Consider the following 19777-nt stretch of genomic DNA (forward strand, 5'->3'; position numbering starts at 1 on the left):
GGAACCGGCGTTTCACAATGTGGTTATCGCGTAAAGAGTCCGTCAAAGATTAGGTAAGGTAACGAAGTACTTGCCGAATGCGCCGCCGGAGGAACGATCCACCAGGCACGCTCTGAGGAAAGGGCCGCCCGCTGACTGTCCACACGCTCAATGAGCTCCTGCTGGTCTGTTCGCTCGTGCTGCTCGTCGCGGTGGCGGCGGTGCGCATCTCCTCGCGCAGCGGACTCCCCAGCCTGCTCATCTACCTCGGCATAGGCATCGCGATAGGCCAGGACGGCATAGGCAACGTCGTATTCGACAACGCCGAGCTGACGCAGGTCATCGGTTACGCGGCGCTCGTCGTCATCCTCGCCGAGGGCGGTCTGGGCACCAAGTGGAAAGAGATCAAACCGGCGCTGCCGGCGGCGGTGGTCCTGTCGCTGCTCGGCGTCGCGGTCAGCGTGGGGGTCACGGCCGCGGGCGCGCACTACCTGGTGGGGCTGGAGTGGCGCCAGGCGCTGCTGATCGGCGCGGTCGTCTCCTCGACCGACGCGGCGGCCGTCTTCTCCGTACTGCGCAAGGTCCCGCTGCCGTCGCGGGTGACGGGCGTGCTGGAGGCCGAGTCCGGCTTCAACGACGCCCCCGTCGTGATCCTGGTCGTCGCCTTCGCGGCGGTCGGACCGGTGGACGAGTGGTACGTGCTGCTCGGCAAGATCGCGCTGGAGCTGGCGATCGGCGCCGCGATCGGCCTGGCGGTCGGCTTCCTGGGTGCGTACGGGCTGCGGCACGTGGCACTGCCCGCCTCCGGCCTGTACCCGATCGCGGTGATGGCGATCGCCGTGACCGCGTACGCGGCCGGCGCGATGGCGCACGGCTCGGGGTTCCTCGCGGTGTACCTGGCGGCGATGGTGCTGGGGAACGCGAAGCTGCCGCACTGGCCGGCCACGCGCGGGTTCGCGGACGGGCTCGGCTGGATCGCCCAGATCGGCATGTTCGTGCTGCTGGGCCTGCTCGTCACCCCGCACGAGCTGGTGAACGACTTCTGGCCCGCGGTGATCATCGGACTGGTGCTGACCATGGTGGCGCGGCCGCTGGAGGTCTTCGTCAGCCTGCTGCCCTTCCGCATTCCCTGGCAGGAGCAGGCCCTGATGTCGTGGGCCGGTCTGCGCGGCGCCGTGCCCATCATCCTGGCGACGATCCCGCTGGTGACCGGGATCGAGGGCAGCGACCGGGTCTTCAACATCGTCTTCGTGCTCGTGGTCGTCTACACGCTGGTGCAGGGGCCGACCCTGCCGTGGCTGGCGCGCAAGCTGAACCTGCGCGACACCGACGAGGCGGCCTCCGACCTCGGGATCGAGTCGGCGCCGCTGGAGAAGCTGCGCGGGCACCTGCTGTCCTTCGCCATCCCGTCCGCCTCGCGGATGCACGGCGTGGAGGTCGGCGAGCTGCGGCTGCCGGCGGGGGCGTCGGTGACCTTGGTGGTCCGGGACGCGAAGAGCTTCGTGCCGGCGCCGTCGACGGTGCTGCGGCGCGGGGACGAGCTGCTGGTCGTGGCCACGGATCCGGTGCGGGACGCGGCGGAGGCCCGGCTGCGTGCGGTGGCGCGCGGCGGCAAGCTGGCGGGGTGGCTGGGAACCGGTGGCGGAACGTCACTCTAGGTGGCGGAGGGTGCCCGGAACGCCGGTCGGATGATCGATTTCACTTAGAGTGGCGTTCTAATTCGGTCAGTTTCGCTGGCTTGTGACCGCGCTTGCACCCATTTCATCGGGCACGGAATGCGAAGTTCCAGTTAATCGCAGGTGAAGACATGCCTTGTCACCGTAATCACAGGGCGTGGTAGTGGATTCCCCTGTACGATGAAGGCACACCACATCGAACCAACTCTGCCTGACGCAGAGCTGGCGCGACCGCAAAGCGGCCGTGGCTCCCTCCCGCAGTGGGCGCCCAGGTATCACTCGGTTCTGCGCAAGAGGACAGCTCTCGGGGCTCCCACATGTACGGGTGCGGTCGCTCACAAAGCGGCCCGCCGTCCGCAGACGGGGACGCTCTACCAGGCAGCGGAAAGGCCAGGCCGTGACATCCGCGGTCACGACCGACAAGTCCGCCCGACCCGGCTACGGGCAGCTGCTGCGCACGCCCGGCGCCCTCTCTTTCGTCCTCCCCGGCTTCGCCGCCCGTCTGCCGTTCGGCATGCTGACCATCAGCATCCTGCTGCTCGTCCAGCACGCCACCGGCTCCTACGGCGACGCGGGTATCGTCGCCGCTGTCACCGGCGTCTCCATGGCCCTCTTCGCACCGGTCATGGGCAAGTTCACCGACCGCCGCGGCCAGAGCGCCGTCCTGCTGCCGGTCGTCCTCGTCCACGCCGCCGCGGTCTCCGCTCTGACCGCGCTGGCACTCCTCGGCGCCCCGCTGTGGGCGCTCGCGCTGGCCGCCGTCCCGGCCGGCGCCTCCGTCCCGCAGGTCGGCCCGATGGTCCGGTCCCGCTGGGCGGCCAAGCTGGAGGCCTCGCCGCTGCTGCCGACGGCCGCCGCGTTCGAGTCCGTCACCGACGAGTTCACCTTCGTCGTCGGCCCGGTGCTCGCCACCGCGCTGTGCACCGGCGTCCACCCGGCCGCCGGTCTGGCGACCGAGGCGGCCCTGACCCTGCTCGGCGGCCTGTTCTTCGCCGCGCAGCGCGCCACCGAGCCGAAGGTCGCCCCCCTCTCTGCGGCCGGCGGCAAGCACCAGTCCGCGCTGTCCTTCCCGGGCCTGCGCGTCCTGATCGTCGCCTTCATCGGCATCGGCGCCGTCTTCGGCGGCATGCAGGTCTCGCTCGCCGCCTTCTCCAACGAAATCGGCAACCCGGGCGCCAACGGCCTGCTGTACGGCATCTTCGCGGCCGGCAACATGATCGCCGGCATCACGATGGGCGCCGTCGCCTGGAAGATCGGCCCGCGCCGCCGCCTGATCCTCGGCTACATCGGCCTGACCGCCGCCGCCTCGGTGCTGTGGGCCGCGCACTCGATGATCCTGCTGGGCGCGCTCGGCCTGGTCGTCGGCCTGTGCATCGCCCCCGCGCTGATCACCGGCTACACGATGATCGAGCAGCTGGTCCCGGCCGCCTCGCGGACCGAGGCCTTCACCTGGCTGACCGGAGCGGTCGCGTTCGGGCAGGCCGCCGCCGTCACCCTGGCCGGCCGTCTGACGGACGCGCACGGGGCCTCGTACGGCTTCCTCGTGCCGCTGGTGGCCACGGCCCTGGCCCTGGTCACGCTGGTGGCGCTGCGCGCGAAGCTGGCGCCGAAGGCGCCGAGCCGGATCGTGAACTCGTCCGCGCCGGCCGCCGCGCCGGCCGCCCGCAACGCCGCGAACGAGCGTGGGATCGGTCACCGCACGCCTGTGACGGTGGACTGATCCGCCGGAATACGTCACCATGGAGCGTCGTTAGCACTCATTGAGTCAGAGTGCCAGGAGGAAATTCGTGCCGACCTACCAGTACCAGTGCACCGAGTGCGGTGAGGGCCTTGAGGCCGTGCAGAAGTTCACCGATGAGGCACTGACCGTGTGCCCGAGCTGCGACGGACGCCTGAAGAAGGTGTTCTCCGCGGTCGGCATCGTCTTCAAGGGCTCCGGTTTCTACCGGAACGACAGCCGTGGCGCCTCGTCGAGCAGCAGCCCTGCCTCGAAGTCGTCCACGACGACGTCGACCGCTGCCGCCGCCCCTGCCGCTTCGACCTCCTCGGCGACCTCGAGCACGGGCAGCAGCTCCACCTCGGCCGCCTGATCCCGCAGTACGTCTTACGCTTCCGCAAGGCCCCGCCGCCCTCTTGGGCGGCGGGGCCTTGTGCGTCCCCCGTTAGGGTGAGGCCATGGTGAACGCAGAGATCGGTGTAATCGGCGGGTCGGGCTTCTACTCCTTCCTCGAGGACGTCTCCGAGATCCAGGTGGACACGCCGTACGGGCCTCCGAGCGACTCCCTGTACGTGGGTGAGCTGGCCGGGCGCCAGGTGGCGTTCCTGCCGCGGCACGGGCGCAGCCACACCGTGCCGCCGCACAAGATCAACTACCGGGCCAACCTGTGGGCGCTGCGCTCGGTCGGGGTCCGCCAGGTGCTGGGACCCTGCGCGGTCGGCGGCCTGCAGGCGGAGTACGGGCCCGGCACGCTGCTGGTGCCGGACCAGCTGGTCGACCGTACGAAGGCGCGGGCGCAGACCTTCTTCGACGGTGAGCCGCTGCCGGACGGAACCGTTCCGAACGTCGTGCACACCACCTTCGCCGACCCGTACTGCCCGGTCGGCCGGTCGGTGGCGCTCGCGGCGGCGCGGGGGCGCGAGTGGGAGCCGGTGGACGGCGGCACCATGGTCGTCATCGAGGGGCCGCGGTTCTCGACGCGGGCGGAGTCGCGGTGGCACGCGGCGGCCGGCTGGTCGGTGGTGGGCATGACCGGGCACCCGGAGGCGGTGCTCGCTCGTGAGCTGGGGCTCTGCTACACCTCGATGGCCCTGGTCACGGACCTGGACGCGGGCGCCGAGACGGGTGAGGGCGTCTCCCACACGGAGGTCCTCAAGGTGTTCGGCGAGAACGTCAGCCGGCTGCGCGAGGTCCTCTTCGACGCGGTGGCGGCGCTGCCGCAGACCGAGGACCGCGACTGCCTGTGCACCCGTGTCCACGACGGCTGGGACCTGGGCATCGAACTGCCGTAGCGGCTGCTGAAGGCCGGTGGAGCCCAGCCCCTCGGGCGGCTCCACCGTGCCGCCTGCCGGGGCACGGGTGCGCCGGACGGCGCCGGACGAAAGAAATTTCCGGGGCGGTGTCACATTCCGCGGGGCTGTCCTGTCTCCATGGCGAAGGGGTCACCGGGACCCCCGAGCCGGAAGAGGCCCGTCATGCCGCGCATCTCCCTCACCCCGCCCCGCACCCTCCTCATGCGCATCGGCGCCTGGTACTCGCGCCGCACCTACGGCAAGGTGCTGGACCCGGGACAGGCGTACGGGCACAACTCGCGCGTGCTGTTCACGTACGTGCGCATGGAGCAGCAGGCGGCGAAGTGGAACAAGCTCGACGCCGGCCTCAAGCACCTGGCGGTGATGGCTTCGGCCGCGCGCATCAACTGCTCGTGGTGCATGGACTTCGGCTACTGGGAGGGGCATGAGAAGGGGCTCGCGCCGGAGAAGATCGAGCGGGTGCCGCGGTGGCGGGAGTCGCGCGAGGTGTTCACCGAGCTGGAGCTGCTGGTCATGGAGTACGCCGAGGCGATGACCGAGACCGAGCCGTCGGTCACGGACGAGCTGGCGGCCGAGCTGATCGGCCGGCTCGGTGAGGCGGCGTTCGTCGAGCTCACGGCCATGGTCGCGCTGGAGAACTGGCGCTCGCGGGTCAACAGCGCCTTCGGTCTGACCAGCCAGGGATTCTCGGAGGCCTGCCAGGTGCCGACGGGGCGCTGACACCTGAGAGTGACGGCGTTGTCCACAGCCTGGGGATTGTCCACAGGCCGGAGCGGTCGCCGGCAGGGCGGCGGATCGTGGGGAAGGTCCGGGCAGTGGGCCCGGACTCCGGACCACGACCAGCTTGGCGGTGCACATGATGTCCAGGGCCTCTCTCCCGTCCCCCGTTTCCTCCTCTTCGCTCGTTTCCCCCGCCTCCCCTGCTTCAGCGGGGTCCCGCCCCGTCTGTTCTTCCTCGTGTCCTCCGGCGCGCCCGGTGCCCGACTTCCCCCCGCTCCGGGTGGGCCGGGCCGGAGGCAGGCTGCGGCGGGCGGTGCGCCGCAGGCGTCGGGTCGCCTCGGCCGGGCTGGCCGTGGTGGCGGCCGCCCTGGCGGTGGGCGGGACGGAGGCCCAGGCCTCACGGAGCGCGCCCGCTCCCGCGCCGGTGGCGAAACCGGCGCCCGCGGCGGTGCGGATGGTGTCGGCGCCCGTGCGCATCGCGGATGCCGGGACGGTGCGGCTGTTGCGGCCCGGTGACCGGGTCGACGTGGTGGCGGCGGAGCGCACCGGGTCGCCGAGGGTGGTGGCGGCGGGTGCCCGGGTGGCTGAAGTACCCGCTGTGGAGGCGGGTGTCGGGGATGGCGGGGCGCTGGTGGTGCTGTCCGTGCCCCGGGACACGGCGCGTGCCCTCGTGGGGGCGGGGGCTGTGGCGCGGCTGGCGGTGACGGTGTGTTGATTCGCACTGAGGAGCAGTCAAGTCGCCCTGGAGGGGGCACTGATTGGACACGCCGTGCCGTGCCTGCCGTAGCTTTCGGAACCGTTGGCTCCGTCTACAGCAGGCACAAAGAAAGGCTCAGTGGTGAGCGAGAAGAAGAAGGAGAGCGTACTGGCGGGCTTCAAGGCCTTCCTGATGCGCGGGAACGTGGTCGACCTGGCGGTGGCCGTGGTCATCGGCGCGGCGTTCACGAACATCGTGAACGCCATCGTCAAGGGCATCATCAGCCCTCTCGTGGGCGCCATCGGCACCAAGAACCTGGATGTCTACACCTCGTGTCTGAAGGCACCCTGTGGGGTCGACGCGAAGGGCGAGCCGACCGGCGTCAACATCATGTGGGGTTCGGTGCTGAACGCCGCGCTCAGCTTCCTGATCACCGCGGCGGTCGTGTACTTCCTGATGGTCCTGCCCATGGCGAAGTACCTCTCCAAGGTGGAGGCCCGCCGCAAGGCCAAGGAGGGCGTGCAGGAGAGCATGGAGATCACCGAGCTGGAGGTGCTCAAGGACATCCGCGACGTCCTGGTCGCGCAGCGGAACGGGAACGGCGAGAGCGTCAGGCCGCAGGGGACGCCGGGGGCGCGCGACGCCTTCTGACGGCCGCGGAGGGTCAGATGTGGTGCGGGGGCTTCTCGTCGAGGAAGCGGGCCAGGTCGGCCGAGCTCCCTCCGGCGGGCGGCCGCTCGCCCCAGCCGCGGTCGGTGTCATCCGAGGACTGTTGGTCCAGCGGGTCGTCGAAGACGAGCTTCGGCCTGGGCTTCGGCTTCGTCTCGGGCTTCGCCCCGGCTTCGGGCTTCGGGGACTGCGGGTCGGAGGCGGGGGCGGTGCTCATGCCACAAGGGTACGACCGCCCGCTCCCCCGGCCCCGGCCGCTGTTGCTGACGCTGGCGCTGGCGCTGCCCGGGTCAGCTGGGGGCCTCCGCGCCCTTGCGGGCGTAGAACCACCAGCAGACCGCGAGACAGGTCGCGTAGAAGCCGATGAACAGCCACAGCGCGTGGGTGACCGCCATGGCGGCGAACATCGCGGGGATGAAGAAGAAGCCGTAGGCGGCGATGGCGGAGGAGAAGCCGGTGACGGCGCCCGCCTCCATCTCCGACTGCTTCAGCGCGGCCGCCTGCTCCTGGGGGCCCTGGCCCTCCGCCTGGCGCATGTGCTGATCGCGGAAGATCACCGGGATCTGGCGGAACGTCGAACCGTTGCCCAGCCCGGAGAAGGCGAAGGCCACCAGGAAGCCGATGAAGAACGCCCAGAAGCTTCCCTGGTCGCTACCGGACGGCAGCGCGAAGATCACGACCACCAGGGCCGCCGCCATGCCGACGAAGGACAGCATGGTCACTCTGGCGCCGCCGATCTTGTCGGAGAGCCAGCCGCCGGCCCAGCGCATGAGCGCGCCGATGAACGGGCCGATCCAGGCGTAGGTGGTGGCCTGGTAGCCCTGAGCCTCGAAGTTGTCCTTGATCAGCAGGGGCAGGCCGGCGGCGAATCCGATGAAGGACCCGAAGGTGCCGACGTAGAGCCAGGTCATCAGCCAGTTGTGCTTGCGCTTGAAGATGACCTTCTGCTGGCTGAAGGGGGCCGCGGCCACCTTGAGGTCGTTCATCAGGAACCAGGCCAGCAGCGCCATGATCACCAGGAGCGGCACCCAGAGGAAGGCTCCGTTCTGGAGCCAGATGTCCGTGTTCTCCTTCGCGTCGTGCTGCGGGCCGCCCGCGGGGGCCCCGAGCACGGCGGCGGTGACCACCAGCGGCGCGACCAGCTGGACGACGCTCACGCCGAGGTTGCCGAGGCCGCCGTTGAGGCCGTTGGCGCTGCCCTTCTCCCGCTTGGGGAAGAAGAAGCCGATGTTGGCCATGGACGAGGCGAAGTTCGCGCCGCCGATGCCGCAGACGGCCGCGATGAGGGCCAGCTCCCAGTAGGGGGTGCCGGTGTCCTGGAGGGCGAAGCCCAGCCACAGCATGGGGCCGATCAGAATGAAGGTGCTGAAGGCGGTGAACTTCCGCTCGCCGAAGATCGGGCCGATGAAGGTGTAGAGGATCCGGAAGGTGCCGCCGGTGATGCCGGGGATGGCGGTGAGCCAGAACAGCTGCGACTTGGAGAAGCCGAAGCCGACGTCGTTCAGCTTGACGACGGTGACCGACCAGACCTGCCAGACCACGAAGCCGAGCATGAGCGCCGGGATGGACACCCAGAGGTTGCGCTGGGCGACCCGGCGGCCGGTGGCCTGCCAGAAGGCCTCGTCCTCGGGACGCCAGTCACCGATGACGGCGCCGGGCTTGTAGGTCTCGGCGCGGTGCGAGCGCACGGCGTTCGGGGTGGGCGTGGGGATCGACATGGTCATCGGTCCTTCGGGTCGAGGAGCCACAGGGCGATCACGACGAGGAAGGACAGGACCAGGAATCCCGCCCCCCACCAGGCCGTTCCGGTGTTGCCCTTCATCCACTCGTTGACGGTGACCGTCAGGGCCCAGAGCTGCCCGATCACGACCGTGAGGGCCAGGGCCAGGCGGGCGTTGAGCTTGGAGGAGCGCTCCGGTTCCTGTTCGGTGCCGGCGCCCGGGCCGGGGCCGGTGTGCCGGACGCGCGGGTCGCCGTAGCCGCTGGTGGCGCGGATCTGCGGGTACCGCTCGTGGACCGGCCGGTTCAGCCGGGGCTGGCCGCTCCCCGGGTGGTAGGCGGGGCGGGGCGGGAGCTGTGCGTCGCTCATGTGCGCCTGCTTTCGTTGGCGCGGGCCGCGCCGGGGCAGCCCAGGCGCTGCGCCATCTCGGGCCGGGAGTCGCCGAACTGCCGGCACAGGGCTTCCTTGGCGGGCTCTCCGGAGCGGGCGGTGGCGATGGCCCAGACGCTGCCGTCGCTCCGCTCGGTCAGGAAGATCCTCGGGAGTGGGCGGGGTGGCGGGCCCGCGGTCACCTCACCGGTGCGGGCGTCGAAGACGCCTTCGTGGCAGGGGCAGTACAGCTCGCCTTCGGGGCCGCGGTCCTCGCGCCAGAGCACGGCGCAGGCCAGGTGGGTGCAGACGGCGGAGTAGGCGACGAGGCTGCCGTCGCCGAGCCGGACGGCGAGGGCCCGGTCCTCGTCACCGGGGAACCTGAAGGCCACGGACTCGCCCGGGGCGAGCTGGTCGGTGACCTTCTTGGGTTCGGGCATCGTCTCGCTGTCGCCGTGCCGGTGGAGGATGCCGGAGGCGACTCCCACCCCTCCGATGGCCAGGCCGCCGGAGACGGTGGCGACGATCCGCAGGTAGTCGCGGCGGGTGGTGAGGGAGTCGGCGCTGATCCGGTCGCGCAGCTGGTCGGCAGCGGCGTCGCCGCCGGCGTCCGGGCCCGGTCCGGAGCCGGGTGCGGGCTGCTGGGTCACGCTCATCGGACGTCCACCCCGTTCACCTCCACGACGGGCAGTCCGCCCGGGACGGGCCACTGGACCTTGTCTGCGGGGACGACCATCGCCACGCCGGTGGAGACGACCACGTCGCCGAAGGCGAAGGAGTCGGCGACCTGGACGCCGGGGCGTTCGGCCTGGAGCTCTTCGAGCGTGCCGTAGAAGAGGGCCCCGGTCGGGCAGACGGTGGCGCACATGGGGGCCAGGCCGTAGGCGGTGCGGTCGTAGCAGAGGTTGCACTTCATCTGGAGCTTCGCCTGGAGGTCGATCTTCGGGACGCCGAAGGGGCAGGCGTTGACGCAGTTGGCGCAGCCGATGCAGCGGGTGGTGTCGGCCTGTTGGACCACGCCGTCGGCGGTCACCAGGATGGCGTCTGCGGGGCAGACCTCGGCGCAGGGCGCGACGGGGTCCTCGCAGTGCATGCAGACGGTGGGGAGCGAGGCGACGGACCGGCCGGGGTCGGTGTAGTCGAGGTGGATCATCGACTTGCCGCGGTGCGAGTCGCATTCGCGGCAGGCGGATACGCAGGCCTGACAGCCGATGCAGCGGCCGGGGTCGATGAAGATCGTGCGGCCCATCATGGCGGCGTCAGCTCCTCTCCGCCGTGCCACGGCCCTGCGAGGACGTGGGGGGCAGGGGGTCGGTGCGGGAGACCTGGGTCTCCGGGTAGGCCTGGCGGCCGGGGGCCGTGGGCGGTGCGGGGACCTCGTCGACGCGCTCGGCCGCCTCGATGCGGGCGGCGCACACCTTGTACTCGGGGATCTTCGAGCGGGGGTCGAGGGCGTCGATGGTCAGGGCGTTCGCGGCTGTCGGGACGGGCCAGTGGTAGGGGATGAAGACGGTGTCGGGGCGGATGGCCTCGGTGACGAGGGCCGGGAAGACCTCGCTGCCGCGTCGGGTGACCACCCGGACGGGGTCGCCGTCGCGGAATCCGTGGGAGGGGTGCACCTCCACCCAGGGGCGCGGGGTCTGTTCGACGAGGGCGCCCAGCCGGCGGGTCTGGTTGCCGGACAGGAAGTGGGCGACGGTGCGGCCGGTGGTGAGGGAGAGCGGGAACTCCTCGGTGTAGGCGTCCATGGGCGGGTGCCATTCGACGACCTGCATGTGGATCTTGCCGTCGGGGTGGTAGGTCCTGCCGCCCTCGAACAGCCGGGGGGTGCCGGGGTGCTCGGTGGACGGGCAGGGCCAGGCGATGCCGCCGGTCTCTTCGAGCCGCTCGTAGGTGATGCCGTAGTAGTCGTTGACGGTGCCGGCGGAGGCGATGCGGAGTTCCTCGAACACCTCGCGGGAGCCGGGGAAGTCGAACTTGTCGCCGACGCCGAGGCGTCTGGCGAGTTCGCACATCACCCAGGTGTCGGTGCGCACCCCTGCGGGCGGCTCCTGTGCCTTGTTGTGTTTGACCACGCGGGCTTCGGTGTTGGCCATGACGCCCTCGTCCTCGGCCCAGACGGTGACGGGGAAGACCACGTGTGCGTTGGCGGCGGTCTCGGAGAGGAAGAAGTCGAACTGGGCGTGGAAGTCGAGGGTGTCGTAGCCCTGCTTGACCGCCCCGTAGTTGGGGAGTGAGACGAACGGGTTGTTGCAGATGCCGATCAGGCCGCGGATCTCCTGCCGCTGCATCTGCCAGACCATTTCCATCATGGAGGTGCCGGCGGGCGGGAGGTCGGCTTCGTCGATGCCCCAGATCCGGCAGATCTGGCGGCGGTGCTCCTCGTTCATGATGGAGCGGCCGCCGGGCAGGAGGTCGGCCTTCTGGCCGTGTTCGCGGCCGCCCTGGCCGTTGCCCTGGCCGGTGATGGTGCCGTAGCCGGCGCCCGGTTTGCCGAGGTGGCCGGTGGCGACGCACATGTTGATGACGGACAGGCAGTTCTCGACGCCCTGCGAGTGGTGTTCGATGCCGCGGGCGTGGAAGGCCATCGCCTTGTCCGCGCCGGCGAACATGCGGGCGACCTGGACGATCTGGGAGGCGGGGATGCCGCAGATCTCGGCGGACCGGGCCGGTGGGTATTCCTGGACGGTCTTCCTGACCTCGTCCCAGCCGGTGGTGTGGGCGGCGAGGTATGCGTCGTCGGTGAGGCCTTCGTCGACGATGACGTGGAGCACGGCGTTGAAGAAGGCCGAGTCGGTGCCGGGTTTGATGGGGACGTGGACGTCGGCGGTGCGGGCGATGGCCGTCTCGCGCGGGTCGACGACGATCAGCGTCGCGCCCCGGTCGCGGGCGCCCCAGACGTACTGGGTCATCACGGGGAAGCACTCCCCCACGTTCGACCCGGCGATCAGCAGGCAGTCGGTGAGGAGGATGTCGGAGAAGGGGTTGGCTGCGCGGTCGATGCCGAAGGCGAGTTTGTTGGCGCCGGCGGCGCTGACCATGCAGAGGCGGCCGTTGTAGTCGACGTGCCTGGTCTTGAGGGCGACCCGGCCGAACTTGCCGACGAGGTAGGTCTTCTCGGAGTAGAGGCTGGCGCCGCCGAGCAGCCCGAAGGCGTCGTTGCCGTGGGCGGCCTGGATGCGCCGGATCTCGGAGACGGTGAAGTCGAGGGCCTCGTCCCAGGAGGTCTCCTTGAACTCCTCGTCGCGGGAGCGGCGCATGAGGGGCGAGGTCAGCCGGTCGGGGTGGTTGACCTGCTGGTAGGCGTTGATGCCTTTGGGGCACAGCCGCATGCGGTTGATGTCGTGGTTGCGGGGTTCGACGCCGAAGACCTTGCCGGCGTTGTCGACGCGCAGGTACATGCCGCACTGCACGCCGCAGAAGCAGCAGTGGGTGGGGACGAGGGTCTCGCCGTTCTGGTCGGCGTGCCACCGGTCGGCGGGGATGCCGCCGGCGTCGCGGAAGTTGCGGGTGCCGGGTGGTGCGATGGCCGGGTCGAGGGGCAGGGGTGCCGGCTTGGCGGGGTCCGTCGCGGTCACTTGAAGCCCTTCTTGACGTGGGTCAGGTAGGCGTTGCCGCGCAGGACCCGCTTGCAGCGGGGGCAGTATTCGGCGAAGGCGTTGAAGTCGAGCCGGAGGTCCTGCATCGTGCCGCGCAGGTTCTCCACGTACGGGGTGGTGTCGATGGGTTCGCCGCAGCGCTTGCAGGCGAAGATCTCCTCGTCCTGGCGGGCGGTGTACTTGAAGAGCTGCATGCCGACCGCCGCCGGCCGCTGGACGATGTGGAAGAACTTCCCGAAGGGGATGTAGATGAGGGTGAAGACCACGGAGACCATGTGGAGGATGGCCAGGAACTCGTAGCCGCCGCCGTGCAGGAAGATCGACGAGAAGGTGAGCAGCAGCCCGGTCACCGAGATCACGATCAGGCAGATCAGCGGGAGCAGGTCGTAGGCGAAGCGCTGGCCGGTGATGGCGCCGCGGTCCTTCATGCGGCGCCACAGGAAGTACGAGGCTCCGGGGATGACGAGGACGGCGGCGATGTCCAGGCCGTGGAACATCAGCCAGCCCAGGAGGTCGAGCGAGTTGAAGCCGAGGACTTTGAAGCCCCAGATCCGCATCTCGTAGCCGGGTCCGGAGCCGCTGCCGGAGGTGAACGTGAACCAGCCCCAGGTGAGGGGGAAGGTGATCGCGGCGGCGAGCAGGCAGCCCCAGAAGATCAGCTGGTGGGCGGCCCAGCGGGCACGTGAGCGGGCGCCGAGGAACTTCTGGAAGCCGAGGTAGGTGGCGATCATCTTCGGCAGGGCGGTGGGTGCCTTCTTGAAGTTGGCGGCCGAGAAGAAGCTGCCGAAGCCCTTCTTGAAGAGGCGGCGCGCGCCGGGTGCGGATACCCAGACCGTGTAGCGGTAGGCCACGCCGAAGGCTAGGAAGACCGTGGCGACGGCGTAGGGCAGCAGTGCGGAGTCGAAGTCCCGCAGGAGGCGGCTGCCCAGCACGATCGCGGCGATGAGCAGCAGGGAGACGGCGACGCCGGCCGCGGTGGCCCGTGCGGTGACGGAACGCCCGGCGGGTGGCGGGGTCTCGGGCGGCCCGGGGGGTGGGGCTGCGGCGAGTACTTCTGTGGGCTCGGACACAGCACCACGCTAGGTGTTCTATGCCGATTCAGCCCGTTATGCGGAGCTTGGGATTGCTCCGAACGGGTCATACGGCCGTGAGTCCGTGCGCCGCGAAGACCGCCTTGGCCTCCTCCACCTGTGCGGGGGTGGGCGACGGGGTGTCGTGCAGGGTGAAGGGCATGTCCAGGGCTTCCCACTTGCTCTCGCCGAGTTTGTGGAAGGGCAGTACGTCGACCCGTGAGACGTTCCCGAGGCCGCCGGCGAATGCGGCGACCCCTTCGACGTTCTCGCGCGCGTCGGTGAGTCCGGGCACGAGGACGAACCGCAGGTGCACCTCCTTGCCGAGGTCGGCGAGGCGGCGCGCGAAGTCCAGGGTGGGCTCCAGTGGCCGGCCGGTGACCTTCTTGTAGGTGTCGCGGTCCCAGGACTTGATGTCGAGCAGTACGAGGTCCACGTCGCGCAGCAGCGCGTCGCTGGCCCGGGATCCGAGGAAGCCCGAGGTGTCGAGGGCGGTGTGCAGGCCCAGGTCGTTCTTCATGCGGTGCAGGAGCTCGCCGGCGAAGACGGGCTGGAGGAGCGGTTCGCCGCCGGAGATGGTGGCGCCGCCGCCGGAGGCGGAGATGAACCGGGTGTACTTGCGGGCTTCGGCGATGACGGCGTCGGCCGAGGTGCGCCGGCCGTTGCGCATCCGCATGGTGTCGGGGTTGTGGCAGTACAGGCAGGTCAGCGGGCAGCCGGCGAGGAAGGTCACGAACCGGGTGCCGGGGCCGTCGACTCCGGTGGACAGGTCCCAGGAGTGCACCGAGCCCTCGCTCGGCCGCTGCGTGGCGGCGGCGGCCAGGGTCTGCGCGGGGGTGGCCGGGGGCTGCGCGGTGGCGGTCGGGGGGCGGGTGGCGCTGACGACGGCGGCGTTCTCGGGGCCGACGGGGAGGCTCGTACCGAAGTAGACGGTCATGGCAGGTGCTCCAGTCGTGTTCCGGCGTGTCCAGTGCGCGCAATTGCGTGCGGCGCGTGCGGAGTGTCCGGTGGGGCGCGCGGCTCGGGGCCGGGGTGAGGGCCCGGCCCCGGGCCGCGCGGTCTGCGGACGGCGCTACAGCGCGCCGTGGAAGGTGCGGTTCAGCACGTCGAGCTGCTGTGCCCGGGTGAGCCGCACGAAGTTCACCGCGTAGCCGCTGACGCGGATGGTCAGCTGCGGGTACTTCTCCGGGTGCTCCATGGCGTCCATGAGGGTGTCGCGGTTCAGGACGTTGACGTTCATGTGGAAGCCGTCGACGGCCATGTAGCCGTCGAGGACGCCGGCGAGGTTCCTGATCCGCTCCTGCGGGGTGCGGCCGAGGCCGTCGGGGGTGACGGTGTTGGTCAGCGAGATGCCGTCCTCGGCGTCCTCGTAGGGGAGCTTGGCGACCGACAGGGCCGAGGTGACGTAGCCGTGGGTGTCGCGGCCGTTCATCGGGTTGGCGCCGGGGGAGAACGGTTCGCCGGCCCGGCGTCCGTCCGGGGTGTTGCCGGTCTTCTTGCCGTAGACCACGTTCGAGGTGATCGTCAGCACGGACTGGGTGTGCTCGGCACCCCGGTACGTCTCGTGCTTGCGGATCTTCCGCATGAACTCCTCGACGAGCCACACGGCGATGTCGTCGACGCGGTCGTCGTTGTTGCCGTACGCCGGGAACTCGCCCTCGATGGCGTAGTCGGTGGCGAGGCCGCTGTCGTCGCGCAGGGCGGTGACCTTGGCGTGCTTGATGGCGGACAGTGAGTCTGCGGCGACGGACAGGCCGGCGATGCCGCAGGCCATCGTGCGGCGCACGTCGCGGTCGTGCAGCGCCATTTCGAGACGCTCGTAGGCGTAGCGGTCGTGCATGTAGTGGATGACGTTGAGGGCGTGGACGTAGGTCTCGGCGAGCCATTCCATCTGCTCGTCGAACTTGGCCATGACCTCGTCGTAGTCGAGGACGTCGGAGGCCGGCAGGCCGGTCCGCGGCCCGACCTGAGCACCGGACTTCTCGTCCCTGCCGCCGTTGATCGCGTAGAGGAGGGTCTTGGCGACGTTGACGCGGGCGCCGAAGAACTGCATCTGCTTGCCCACCGGCATGGCAGAGACGCAGCAGGCGATGGCGGTGTCGTCGCCGAAGCGCGGGCGCATCAGCTCGTCGGATTCGTACTGCACCGAGGAGGTGTCGATGGAGACGCGGGCGCAGAACTCCTTGAAACCCTGCGGCAGCCGCGGCGACCAGAAGACCGTCATGTTGGGCTCGGGGGCCGGGCCGAGGTTGTAGAGGGTCTGGAGGTAGCGGAAGGAGGTCCTGGTGACGAGCGGCCGGCCGTCTTCTCCCATGCCGCCGATGGACTCGGTGACCCAGGTCGGGTCGCCGGAGAAGAGCTCGTCGTACTCGGGGGTCCGCAGGAAGCGGACGATGCGCAGCTTGATGATGAAGTCGTCGACGAGTTCCTGCGCCTGTTCCTCGGTGAGGATGCCGGCCTCGATGTCACGCTGAAGATATATGTCGACAAAAGTGGAGGTGCGACCCAGGGACATGGCCGCGCCGTTCTGCTCCTTCACGGCACCGAGGTACGCGAAGTACAGCCACTGGATGGCTTCGCGGCCGGTGACGGCGGGTCCGGAGATGTCGTAGCCGTAGGAGGCGGCCATCGCCTTGAGCTCGGACAGCGCGCGCAGCTGCTCGGCGAGTTCCTCGCGCAGGCGGATCGTCTCCTCCAGCGAGCGGTCGCCGGCGGGGAGCGAGTTCAGCTCCTCCTTCTCGTCCTTCTTGCAGGCGATCAGGCGGTCGACTCCGTAGAGGGCCACGCGGCGGTAGTCGCCGATGATGCGGCCGCGGCCGTACGCGTCGGGGAGGCCGGTGACGATGCCGGCCTTGCGGGCGGCGCGGATCTCGGGGGTGTAGGCGTCGAAGACGCCGGCGTTGTGGGTCTTGCGGTATTCGGTGAAGACCTTCTCCAGCTCCTCGGAGACCGGGTAGCCGTAGGTCTCCAGGGCGCCGGCGACCATCCTCCAGCCGCCGTAGGGCATGATCGCGCGCTTGAGCGGGGCGTCGGTCTGGAGGCCGACGATCAGGTCCTTGTCACGGTCGATGTAGCCCGGGGCGTGTGCGGTGATCGACGACGGGATGTCGTGGGCGACGTCGTAGACGCCCTTCTCGCGCTCCTCCGGGAACTTGTCGGTGATCGCCTTCCACACTGCGGTGGTGCGTTCGGTGGGGCCGGCAAGGAAGGAGTCGTCACCTTCATAGGGCGTGTAGTTCTGCTGGATGAAGTCGCGGACGTCGATGGCGTCGCGCCACAGGCCGCCCTTGAAGCCTTCCCAGGCCTGGCCGTTCTTCGTGGTCTCCACAGGGGTGGCAGTCATCACCGGCACCTTCTCCGAGTCGCCTCATTGCTTGTGTCCATTCCACGCCTTTTGATCGATCATTTGGCGCCGCGATGGTCCTGAGCTGGGGCCCGAAAGTCCCCCGGCGGCGGGGATCCGGCCGTCGGCATCGCCTTTGAGCTGGGGGTTTCCATGGGACCAAAGTCCGCAGTGCGCTTGTGAATGGATTCACAAGAATTTGGGGGCGGAGGTCGGAAAGTCGGAAAAGCTGTGTTTCTGCGGCGCCTGTGGACAACGCGACGCACGTCGCGAACAGGCCCGGCAGCATGAAGGAAGTCGGCGCGAGCGCGAGAGAGAAGAGGCGGAGATGAGCAGCGACGTGATGGCGAAGAACCAGGGGTTGTCCTGCGCGGTGCCGGTGCCGGTGCAGGTGCAGGACGGCCCGGAGAGCCCGATGACGGCACCCCGGCCGGGCCTGGCCGGCCCGCCGGGGAAGAGGAGGAGGAAGAGGTACGCGGCCCAGCGCGCCCGCGGCCGCGAAGGGGCCTCGGGGGCGGTGGGCCCGGCCTCACCGGCCGGCGCCCGGGGTTCCTCGCGGGCCCCGGCCCGGGCGGAGGCCGCGAGGAGGTTCGGCGGGGCCACCGGGACCGCCCCGAACGCCGGGCGGTGCGGATGCCGGCTGTCGGCGTCGTCCGGCCTGGTGACGGGTCCCACGGCGGTGGAGACGGGGGACTCGGCGATACGGCAGCCGACGGCGGTGGAGGGTGGGTGACGACGCCCGCCGCGTCCACGGTGTGGCTGACGGGCGGCGGCGATAGGCGGCATGAGCCGCGTGTGACCCTGCCACCGCCGGACGGCCCGGTCGGGGTCGCCCACCCGACGGGTCCCGAGCCCGGGACCCGGGCCGACGCCCTGACCGGGGCCGACGCCGGGACTGGGCCAACGCCGGGACCCGGGCCCGAGGACGCAACCCGACCCGCAAGCAGGCCCGGGCGCGGAACCGCCCGCGGGCATCAGGGCCGACGCCCTGGAAGGGACCCGACGCCACGGACGAAGCCCGACGCCCCGGGGGAGTCCGGGGCGGCGGGCTTCGAGGGACGGCCCCCTTGGGTGGGGCGAGGGGCGACGGACTTCGGGGGGCGCCCCTTGAGCGGGGCGCGGGGCGACGGCCTTCACGGGGCGCCCCCTGGGGTGGCGGCGCAGGGCGTCGAACTTCAGGGGACGCCCCCCTGGGTGAGGGCGCAGGGTGTCGGACTTCGGGGGACGCCCTCCTGGGCGGGGGCGCCGGGGCTGGGTCCCGGACGGGGGTCAGCTGGGGGCTTCTGCGTTCTTGCGGGCGTAGAACCACCAGGTCACGACCACGCAGCTGGCGTAGAAGGCGACGAAGCCCCACATCGCGCTGGTCACCGCGAAGTTGGCGAACATCGCCGGGATGAAGAAGAAGCCGTAGGCGGCGATGCCGGCGGTGAAGCCCGTCACCGCGCCGGATTCGATCTCCGCCTGCTTGAGGGCGGCCGTGTACTGCGGCGTGCCCTCCGTCAGGCCCTTCAGGTGCTGCGCCCGGAAGATGACCGGGATCTGCCGGAAGGTCGAGCCGTTGCCGATGCCCGAGAAGAAGAAGGCGGCCAGGAAGCAGAGGAAGAAGCCTTGGAACGAACCGTGGTCAGAGCCCGCGGGCAGGAAGTTGATGACTCCGGTGATCGATGCGCCCATGCCCACGAAGGAGAGGATCGTGACCCGGGCGCCGTCCAGCTTGTCGGCGATCCAGCCGCCCGCCCAGCGGGCCAGCGCGCCCAGGGCCGGGCCCATCCAGGCGTAGGTGGCGACCGAGTACGCGGGGAAGGTGGTCTTGATGAGCAGCGGCAGGGCTGCGGCGAAGCCGATGAAGGAGCCGAAGGTGCCGACGTAGAGCCAGGTCATCAGCCAGTTGTGCTTGCGCCGGAAGATGATCTTCTGCTGGCTGAAGGGGGTGGAGGCGACCTTGAGGTCGTTCTGCCCGAACCAGGCGACCGCCGCGAGGACGACGAGTACCGGGATCCAGACGAAGGCGGCGTTCTGGAGGTAGATCTCCGAGCCGTTCGCCTTCTTCTGGCCCGCTCCGACGGCCAGGACGGAGGAGGTGATCAGGATGGGGGTGAGCAGCTGGACCACGGAGACGCCGAGGTTGCCGAGGCCGCCGTTGATGCCGGTGGCGTTGCCCTTCTCCTGCTTCGGGTAGAAGAAGCCGATGTTGGCGAGGGAGGAGGAGAAGTTCGCGCCGCCGATTCCGCAGAGGGCGGCGATGGCGACCATGGTGGTGTACGAGGTGTCCGGGTCCTGCACGGCGAAGCCGAGCCAGAGCAGCGGGATGACCAGGACCACCGTGGAGAGGGCCGTGAAGCGGCGCTGGCCCACCATCGGGCCGAGGAAGGTGTAGAAGATGCGGGCGGTGCCGCCGGTGAGGCCGGGGACGGCCGTCAGCCAGAACAGCTGCGACTGGGAGTAGCCGAAGCCGACGTCCTTCAGGTTGGTCGCCGTGATGCTCCACACCTGCCAGACCACGAAGGCCACGAGCAGGGCTGGTACCGCGATCCACAGGTTCCTGGTGGCGACCTTCTTCCCGGTGGAGTGCCAGAAGGCGGGATCCTCGGGGGTCCACTGCGTGATGGTGCGGCCCGGGCGGTACTGCGCCGGGTCGGCGAGGACCTGTGGCGCTTGCTGCGTGGCGGAACTCATGGCGTGGTCCTGAACATTGAGACGGGTCCTGACTTATCCAGGCTCCGTCCCGGGGGGTGGGGCTCGGCAGGGGCGAACGTCGTGCGGGTGGCGGGACCTTGTCCCGCCGGGCGTGGTCCCTTCGTCTCGTGGCCGGGCGGGACGGGCCGGTACGAGTCCGCCCGGGGTACCCGTGGGGCGTCGGCCGCGCGCCTCGCCGGTCGGGGGGCCGGGCCCTGGTGTGCTGGGC

General features: G+C 70.2%; 18 protein-coding genes. 8 read left to right on the forward strand and 10 right to left on the reverse strand.

Annotated features, from left to right (window positions below):
* Positions 1 to 176: 176 nt before the first annotated feature.
* The 7 genes from ACQKM2_RS19825 to mscL all read left to right on the forward strand — a co-directional run bounded on the left by ACQKM2_RS19825 (position 177) and on the right by mscL (position 6753).
* Positions 177 to 1637: a potassium/proton antiporter gene (locus ACQKM2_RS19825; protein WP_427711333.1), complete on the forward strand. Its 1461-nt coding sequence runs from the start codon at positions 177 to 179 to the stop codon at positions 1635 to 1637.
* Positions 1638 to 2052: 415 nt separating this feature from the next.
* Entirely contained in the window at positions 2053 to 3375 is a 1323-nt protein-coding gene (locus ACQKM2_RS19830; RefSeq protein ID WP_427711335.1) for an MFS transporter, read from the forward strand.
* A gap of 67 nt (positions 3376 to 3442) precedes the next feature.
* Positions 3443 to 3745 (forward strand): FmdB family zinc ribbon protein, encoded by a 303-nt coding sequence (locus ACQKM2_RS19835; RefSeq protein WP_427711337.1) that lies wholly within the window; start codon positions 3443 to 3445, stop codon positions 3743 to 3745.
* Positions 3746 to 3830: 85 nt separating this feature from the next.
* Positions 3831 to 4664, forward strand: coding sequence for an S-methyl-5'-thioadenosine phosphorylase (locus ACQKM2_RS19840; protein ID WP_427711339.1), 834 nt, complete (start codon positions 3831 to 3833; stop codon positions 4662 to 4664).
* A gap of 183 nt (positions 4665 to 4847) precedes the next feature.
* Positions 4848 to 5405 (forward strand): carboxymuconolactone decarboxylase family protein, encoded by a 558-nt coding sequence (locus ACQKM2_RS19845; protein WP_427711341.1) that lies wholly within the window; start codon positions 4848 to 4850, stop codon positions 5403 to 5405.
* A gap of 256 nt (positions 5406 to 5661) precedes the next feature.
* On the forward strand, positions 5662 to 6120 hold the full coding sequence (locus ACQKM2_RS19850) for a hypothetical protein (protein WP_427711343.1): 459 nt from the start codon (positions 5662 to 5664) through the stop codon (positions 6118 to 6120).
* A 123-nt stretch (positions 6121 to 6243) separates the two neighbouring features.
* On the forward strand, positions 6244 to 6753 hold the full coding sequence (gene mscL, locus ACQKM2_RS19855) for a large conductance mechanosensitive channel protein MscL (protein WP_427711345.1): 510 nt from the start codon (positions 6244 to 6246) through the stop codon (positions 6751 to 6753).
* 13 nt (positions 6754 to 6766) lie between these two features.
* Here mscL and ACQKM2_RS19860 read toward each other — a convergent pair whose 3' ends face one another.
* From ACQKM2_RS19860 to pflB, 9 genes are all read right to left on the reverse strand, one after another.
* The gene (locus ACQKM2_RS19860) at positions 6767 to 6988 is read right to left on the reverse strand and encodes a hypothetical protein (RefSeq protein ID WP_427711347.1); all 222 of its coding nucleotides are present in this window, start codon (positions 6986 to 6988) and stop codon (positions 6767 to 6769) included.
* 73 nt (positions 6989 to 7061) lie between these two features.
* A complete protein-coding gene (locus tag ACQKM2_RS19865) occupies positions 7062 to 8489 on the reverse strand; it encodes a NarK family nitrate/nitrite MFS transporter (RefSeq protein ID WP_427711349.1) in 1428 nt (475 codons plus the stop codon).
* 2 nt (positions 8490 to 8491) lie between these two features.
* Positions 8492 to 8860 carry a hypothetical protein gene (locus ACQKM2_RS19870; RefSeq protein ID WP_427711351.1) on the reverse strand — a complete coding sequence of 123 codons (369 nt, stop codon included), beginning with the start codon at positions 8858 to 8860 and terminating at the stop codon, positions 8492 to 8494.
* Positions 8857 to 9516 carry a ubiquinol-cytochrome c reductase iron-sulfur subunit gene (locus tag ACQKM2_RS19875; RefSeq protein WP_427711353.1) on the reverse strand — a complete coding sequence of 220 codons (660 nt, stop codon included), beginning with the start codon at positions 9514 to 9516 and terminating at the stop codon, positions 8857 to 8859. Before ACQKM2_RS19875 ends, ACQKM2_RS19870 begins: the two co-directional genes overlap by 4 nt.
* The gene (locus ACQKM2_RS19880) at positions 9513 to 10112 is read right to left on the reverse strand and encodes a 4Fe-4S dicluster domain-containing protein (RefSeq protein ID WP_405980287.1); all 600 of its coding nucleotides are present in this window, start codon (positions 10110 to 10112) and stop codon (positions 9513 to 9515) included. The genes ACQKM2_RS19875 and ACQKM2_RS19880 overlap by 4 nt, the downstream gene beginning before the upstream one ends.
* Positions 10113 to 10119: 7 nt before the next feature.
* On the reverse strand, positions 10120 to 12438 hold the full coding sequence (locus tag ACQKM2_RS19885; protein WP_427711355.1) for a molybdopterin oxidoreductase family protein: 2319 nt from the start codon (positions 12436 to 12438) through the stop codon (positions 10120 to 10122).
* Positions 12435 to 13529: an MFS transporter gene (locus tag ACQKM2_RS19890; protein WP_427711357.1), complete on the reverse strand. Its 1095-nt coding sequence runs from the start codon at positions 13527 to 13529 to the stop codon at positions 12435 to 12437. Before ACQKM2_RS19890 ends, ACQKM2_RS19885 begins: the two co-directional genes overlap by 4 nt.
* A gap of 67 nt (positions 13530 to 13596) precedes the next feature.
* A complete protein-coding gene (pflA, locus tag ACQKM2_RS19895) occupies positions 13597 to 14466 on the reverse strand; it encodes a pyruvate formate-lyase-activating protein (RefSeq protein WP_427711359.1) in 870 nt (289 codons plus the stop codon).
* A 135-nt stretch (positions 14467 to 14601) separates the two neighbouring features.
* Entirely contained in the window at positions 14602 to 16872 is a 2271-nt protein-coding gene (gene pflB, locus ACQKM2_RS19900; RefSeq protein ID WP_427711361.1) for a formate C-acetyltransferase, read from the reverse strand.
* Between the two features lie 328 nt (positions 16873 to 17200).
* Between pflB and ACQKM2_RS19905 the strand changes: the two genes are divergently transcribed.
* Entirely contained in the window at positions 17201 to 17605 is a 405-nt protein-coding gene (locus ACQKM2_RS19905) for a hypothetical protein (RefSeq protein WP_427711363.1), read from the forward strand.
* 536 nt (positions 17606 to 18141) lie between these two features.
* On the opposite strand, the gene ACQKM2_RS19910 is transcribed toward ACQKM2_RS19905, so the two are convergent.
* Positions 18142 to 19548: an MFS transporter gene (locus ACQKM2_RS19910; RefSeq protein ID WP_427711365.1), complete on the reverse strand. Its 1407-nt coding sequence runs from the start codon at positions 19546 to 19548 to the stop codon at positions 18142 to 18144.
* Positions 19549 to 19777: the final 229 nt, after the last annotated feature.

It is taken from the genome of Streptomyces sp. NPDC004126 (genome assembly GCF_050275515.1).
Lineage (GTDB): Bacteria > Actinomycetota > Actinomycetes > Streptomycetales > Streptomycetaceae > Streptomyces.

Excerpts from the sequence above, each read along its gene's own strand:
- ACQKM2_RS19840 (WP_427711339.1), top strand. The coding sequence starts at position 3,831 with ATGGTGAACGCAGAGATCGGTGTAATCGGCGGGTCGGGCTTCTACTCC.
- ACQKM2_RS19845 (WP_427711341.1), top strand. The coding sequence starts at position 4,848 with ATGCCGCGCATCTCCCTCACCCCGCCCCGCACCCTCCTCATGCGCATC.
- ACQKM2_RS19860 (WP_427711347.1), bottom strand. The coding sequence starts at position 6,988 with ATGAGCACCGCCCCCGCCTCCGACCCGCAGTCCCCGAAGCCCGAAGCC.
- ACQKM2_RS19865 (WP_427711349.1), bottom strand. The coding sequence starts at position 8,489 with ATGTCGATCCCCACGCCCACCCCGAACGCCGTGCGCTCGCACCGCGCC.
- ACQKM2_RS19870 (WP_427711351.1), bottom strand. The coding sequence starts at position 8,860 with ATGAGCGACGCACAGCTCCCGCCCCGCCCCGCCTACCACCCGGGGAGC.
- ACQKM2_RS19875 (WP_427711353.1), bottom strand. The coding sequence starts at position 9,516 with ATGAGCGTGACCCAGCAGCCCGCACCCGGCTCCGGACCGGGCCCGGAC.
- ACQKM2_RS19880 (WP_405980287.1), bottom strand. The coding sequence starts at position 10,112 with ATGATGGGCCGCACGATCTTCATCGACCCCGGCCGCTGCATCGGCTGT.
- pflA (WP_427711359.1), bottom strand. The coding sequence starts at position 14,466 with ATGACCGTCTACTTCGGTACGAGCCTCCCCGTCGGCCCCGAGAACGCC.
- pflB (WP_427711361.1), bottom strand. The coding sequence starts at position 16,872 with ATGACTGCCACCCCTGTGGAGACCACGAAGAACGGCCAGGCCTGGGAA.
- ACQKM2_RS19905 (WP_427711363.1), top strand. The coding sequence starts at position 17,201 with ATGAGCAGCGACGTGATGGCGAAGAACCAGGGGTTGTCCTGCGCGGTG.
- ACQKM2_RS19910 (WP_427711365.1), bottom strand. The coding sequence starts at position 19,548 with ATGAGTTCCGCCACGCAGCAAGCGCCACAGGTCCTCGCCGACCCGGCG.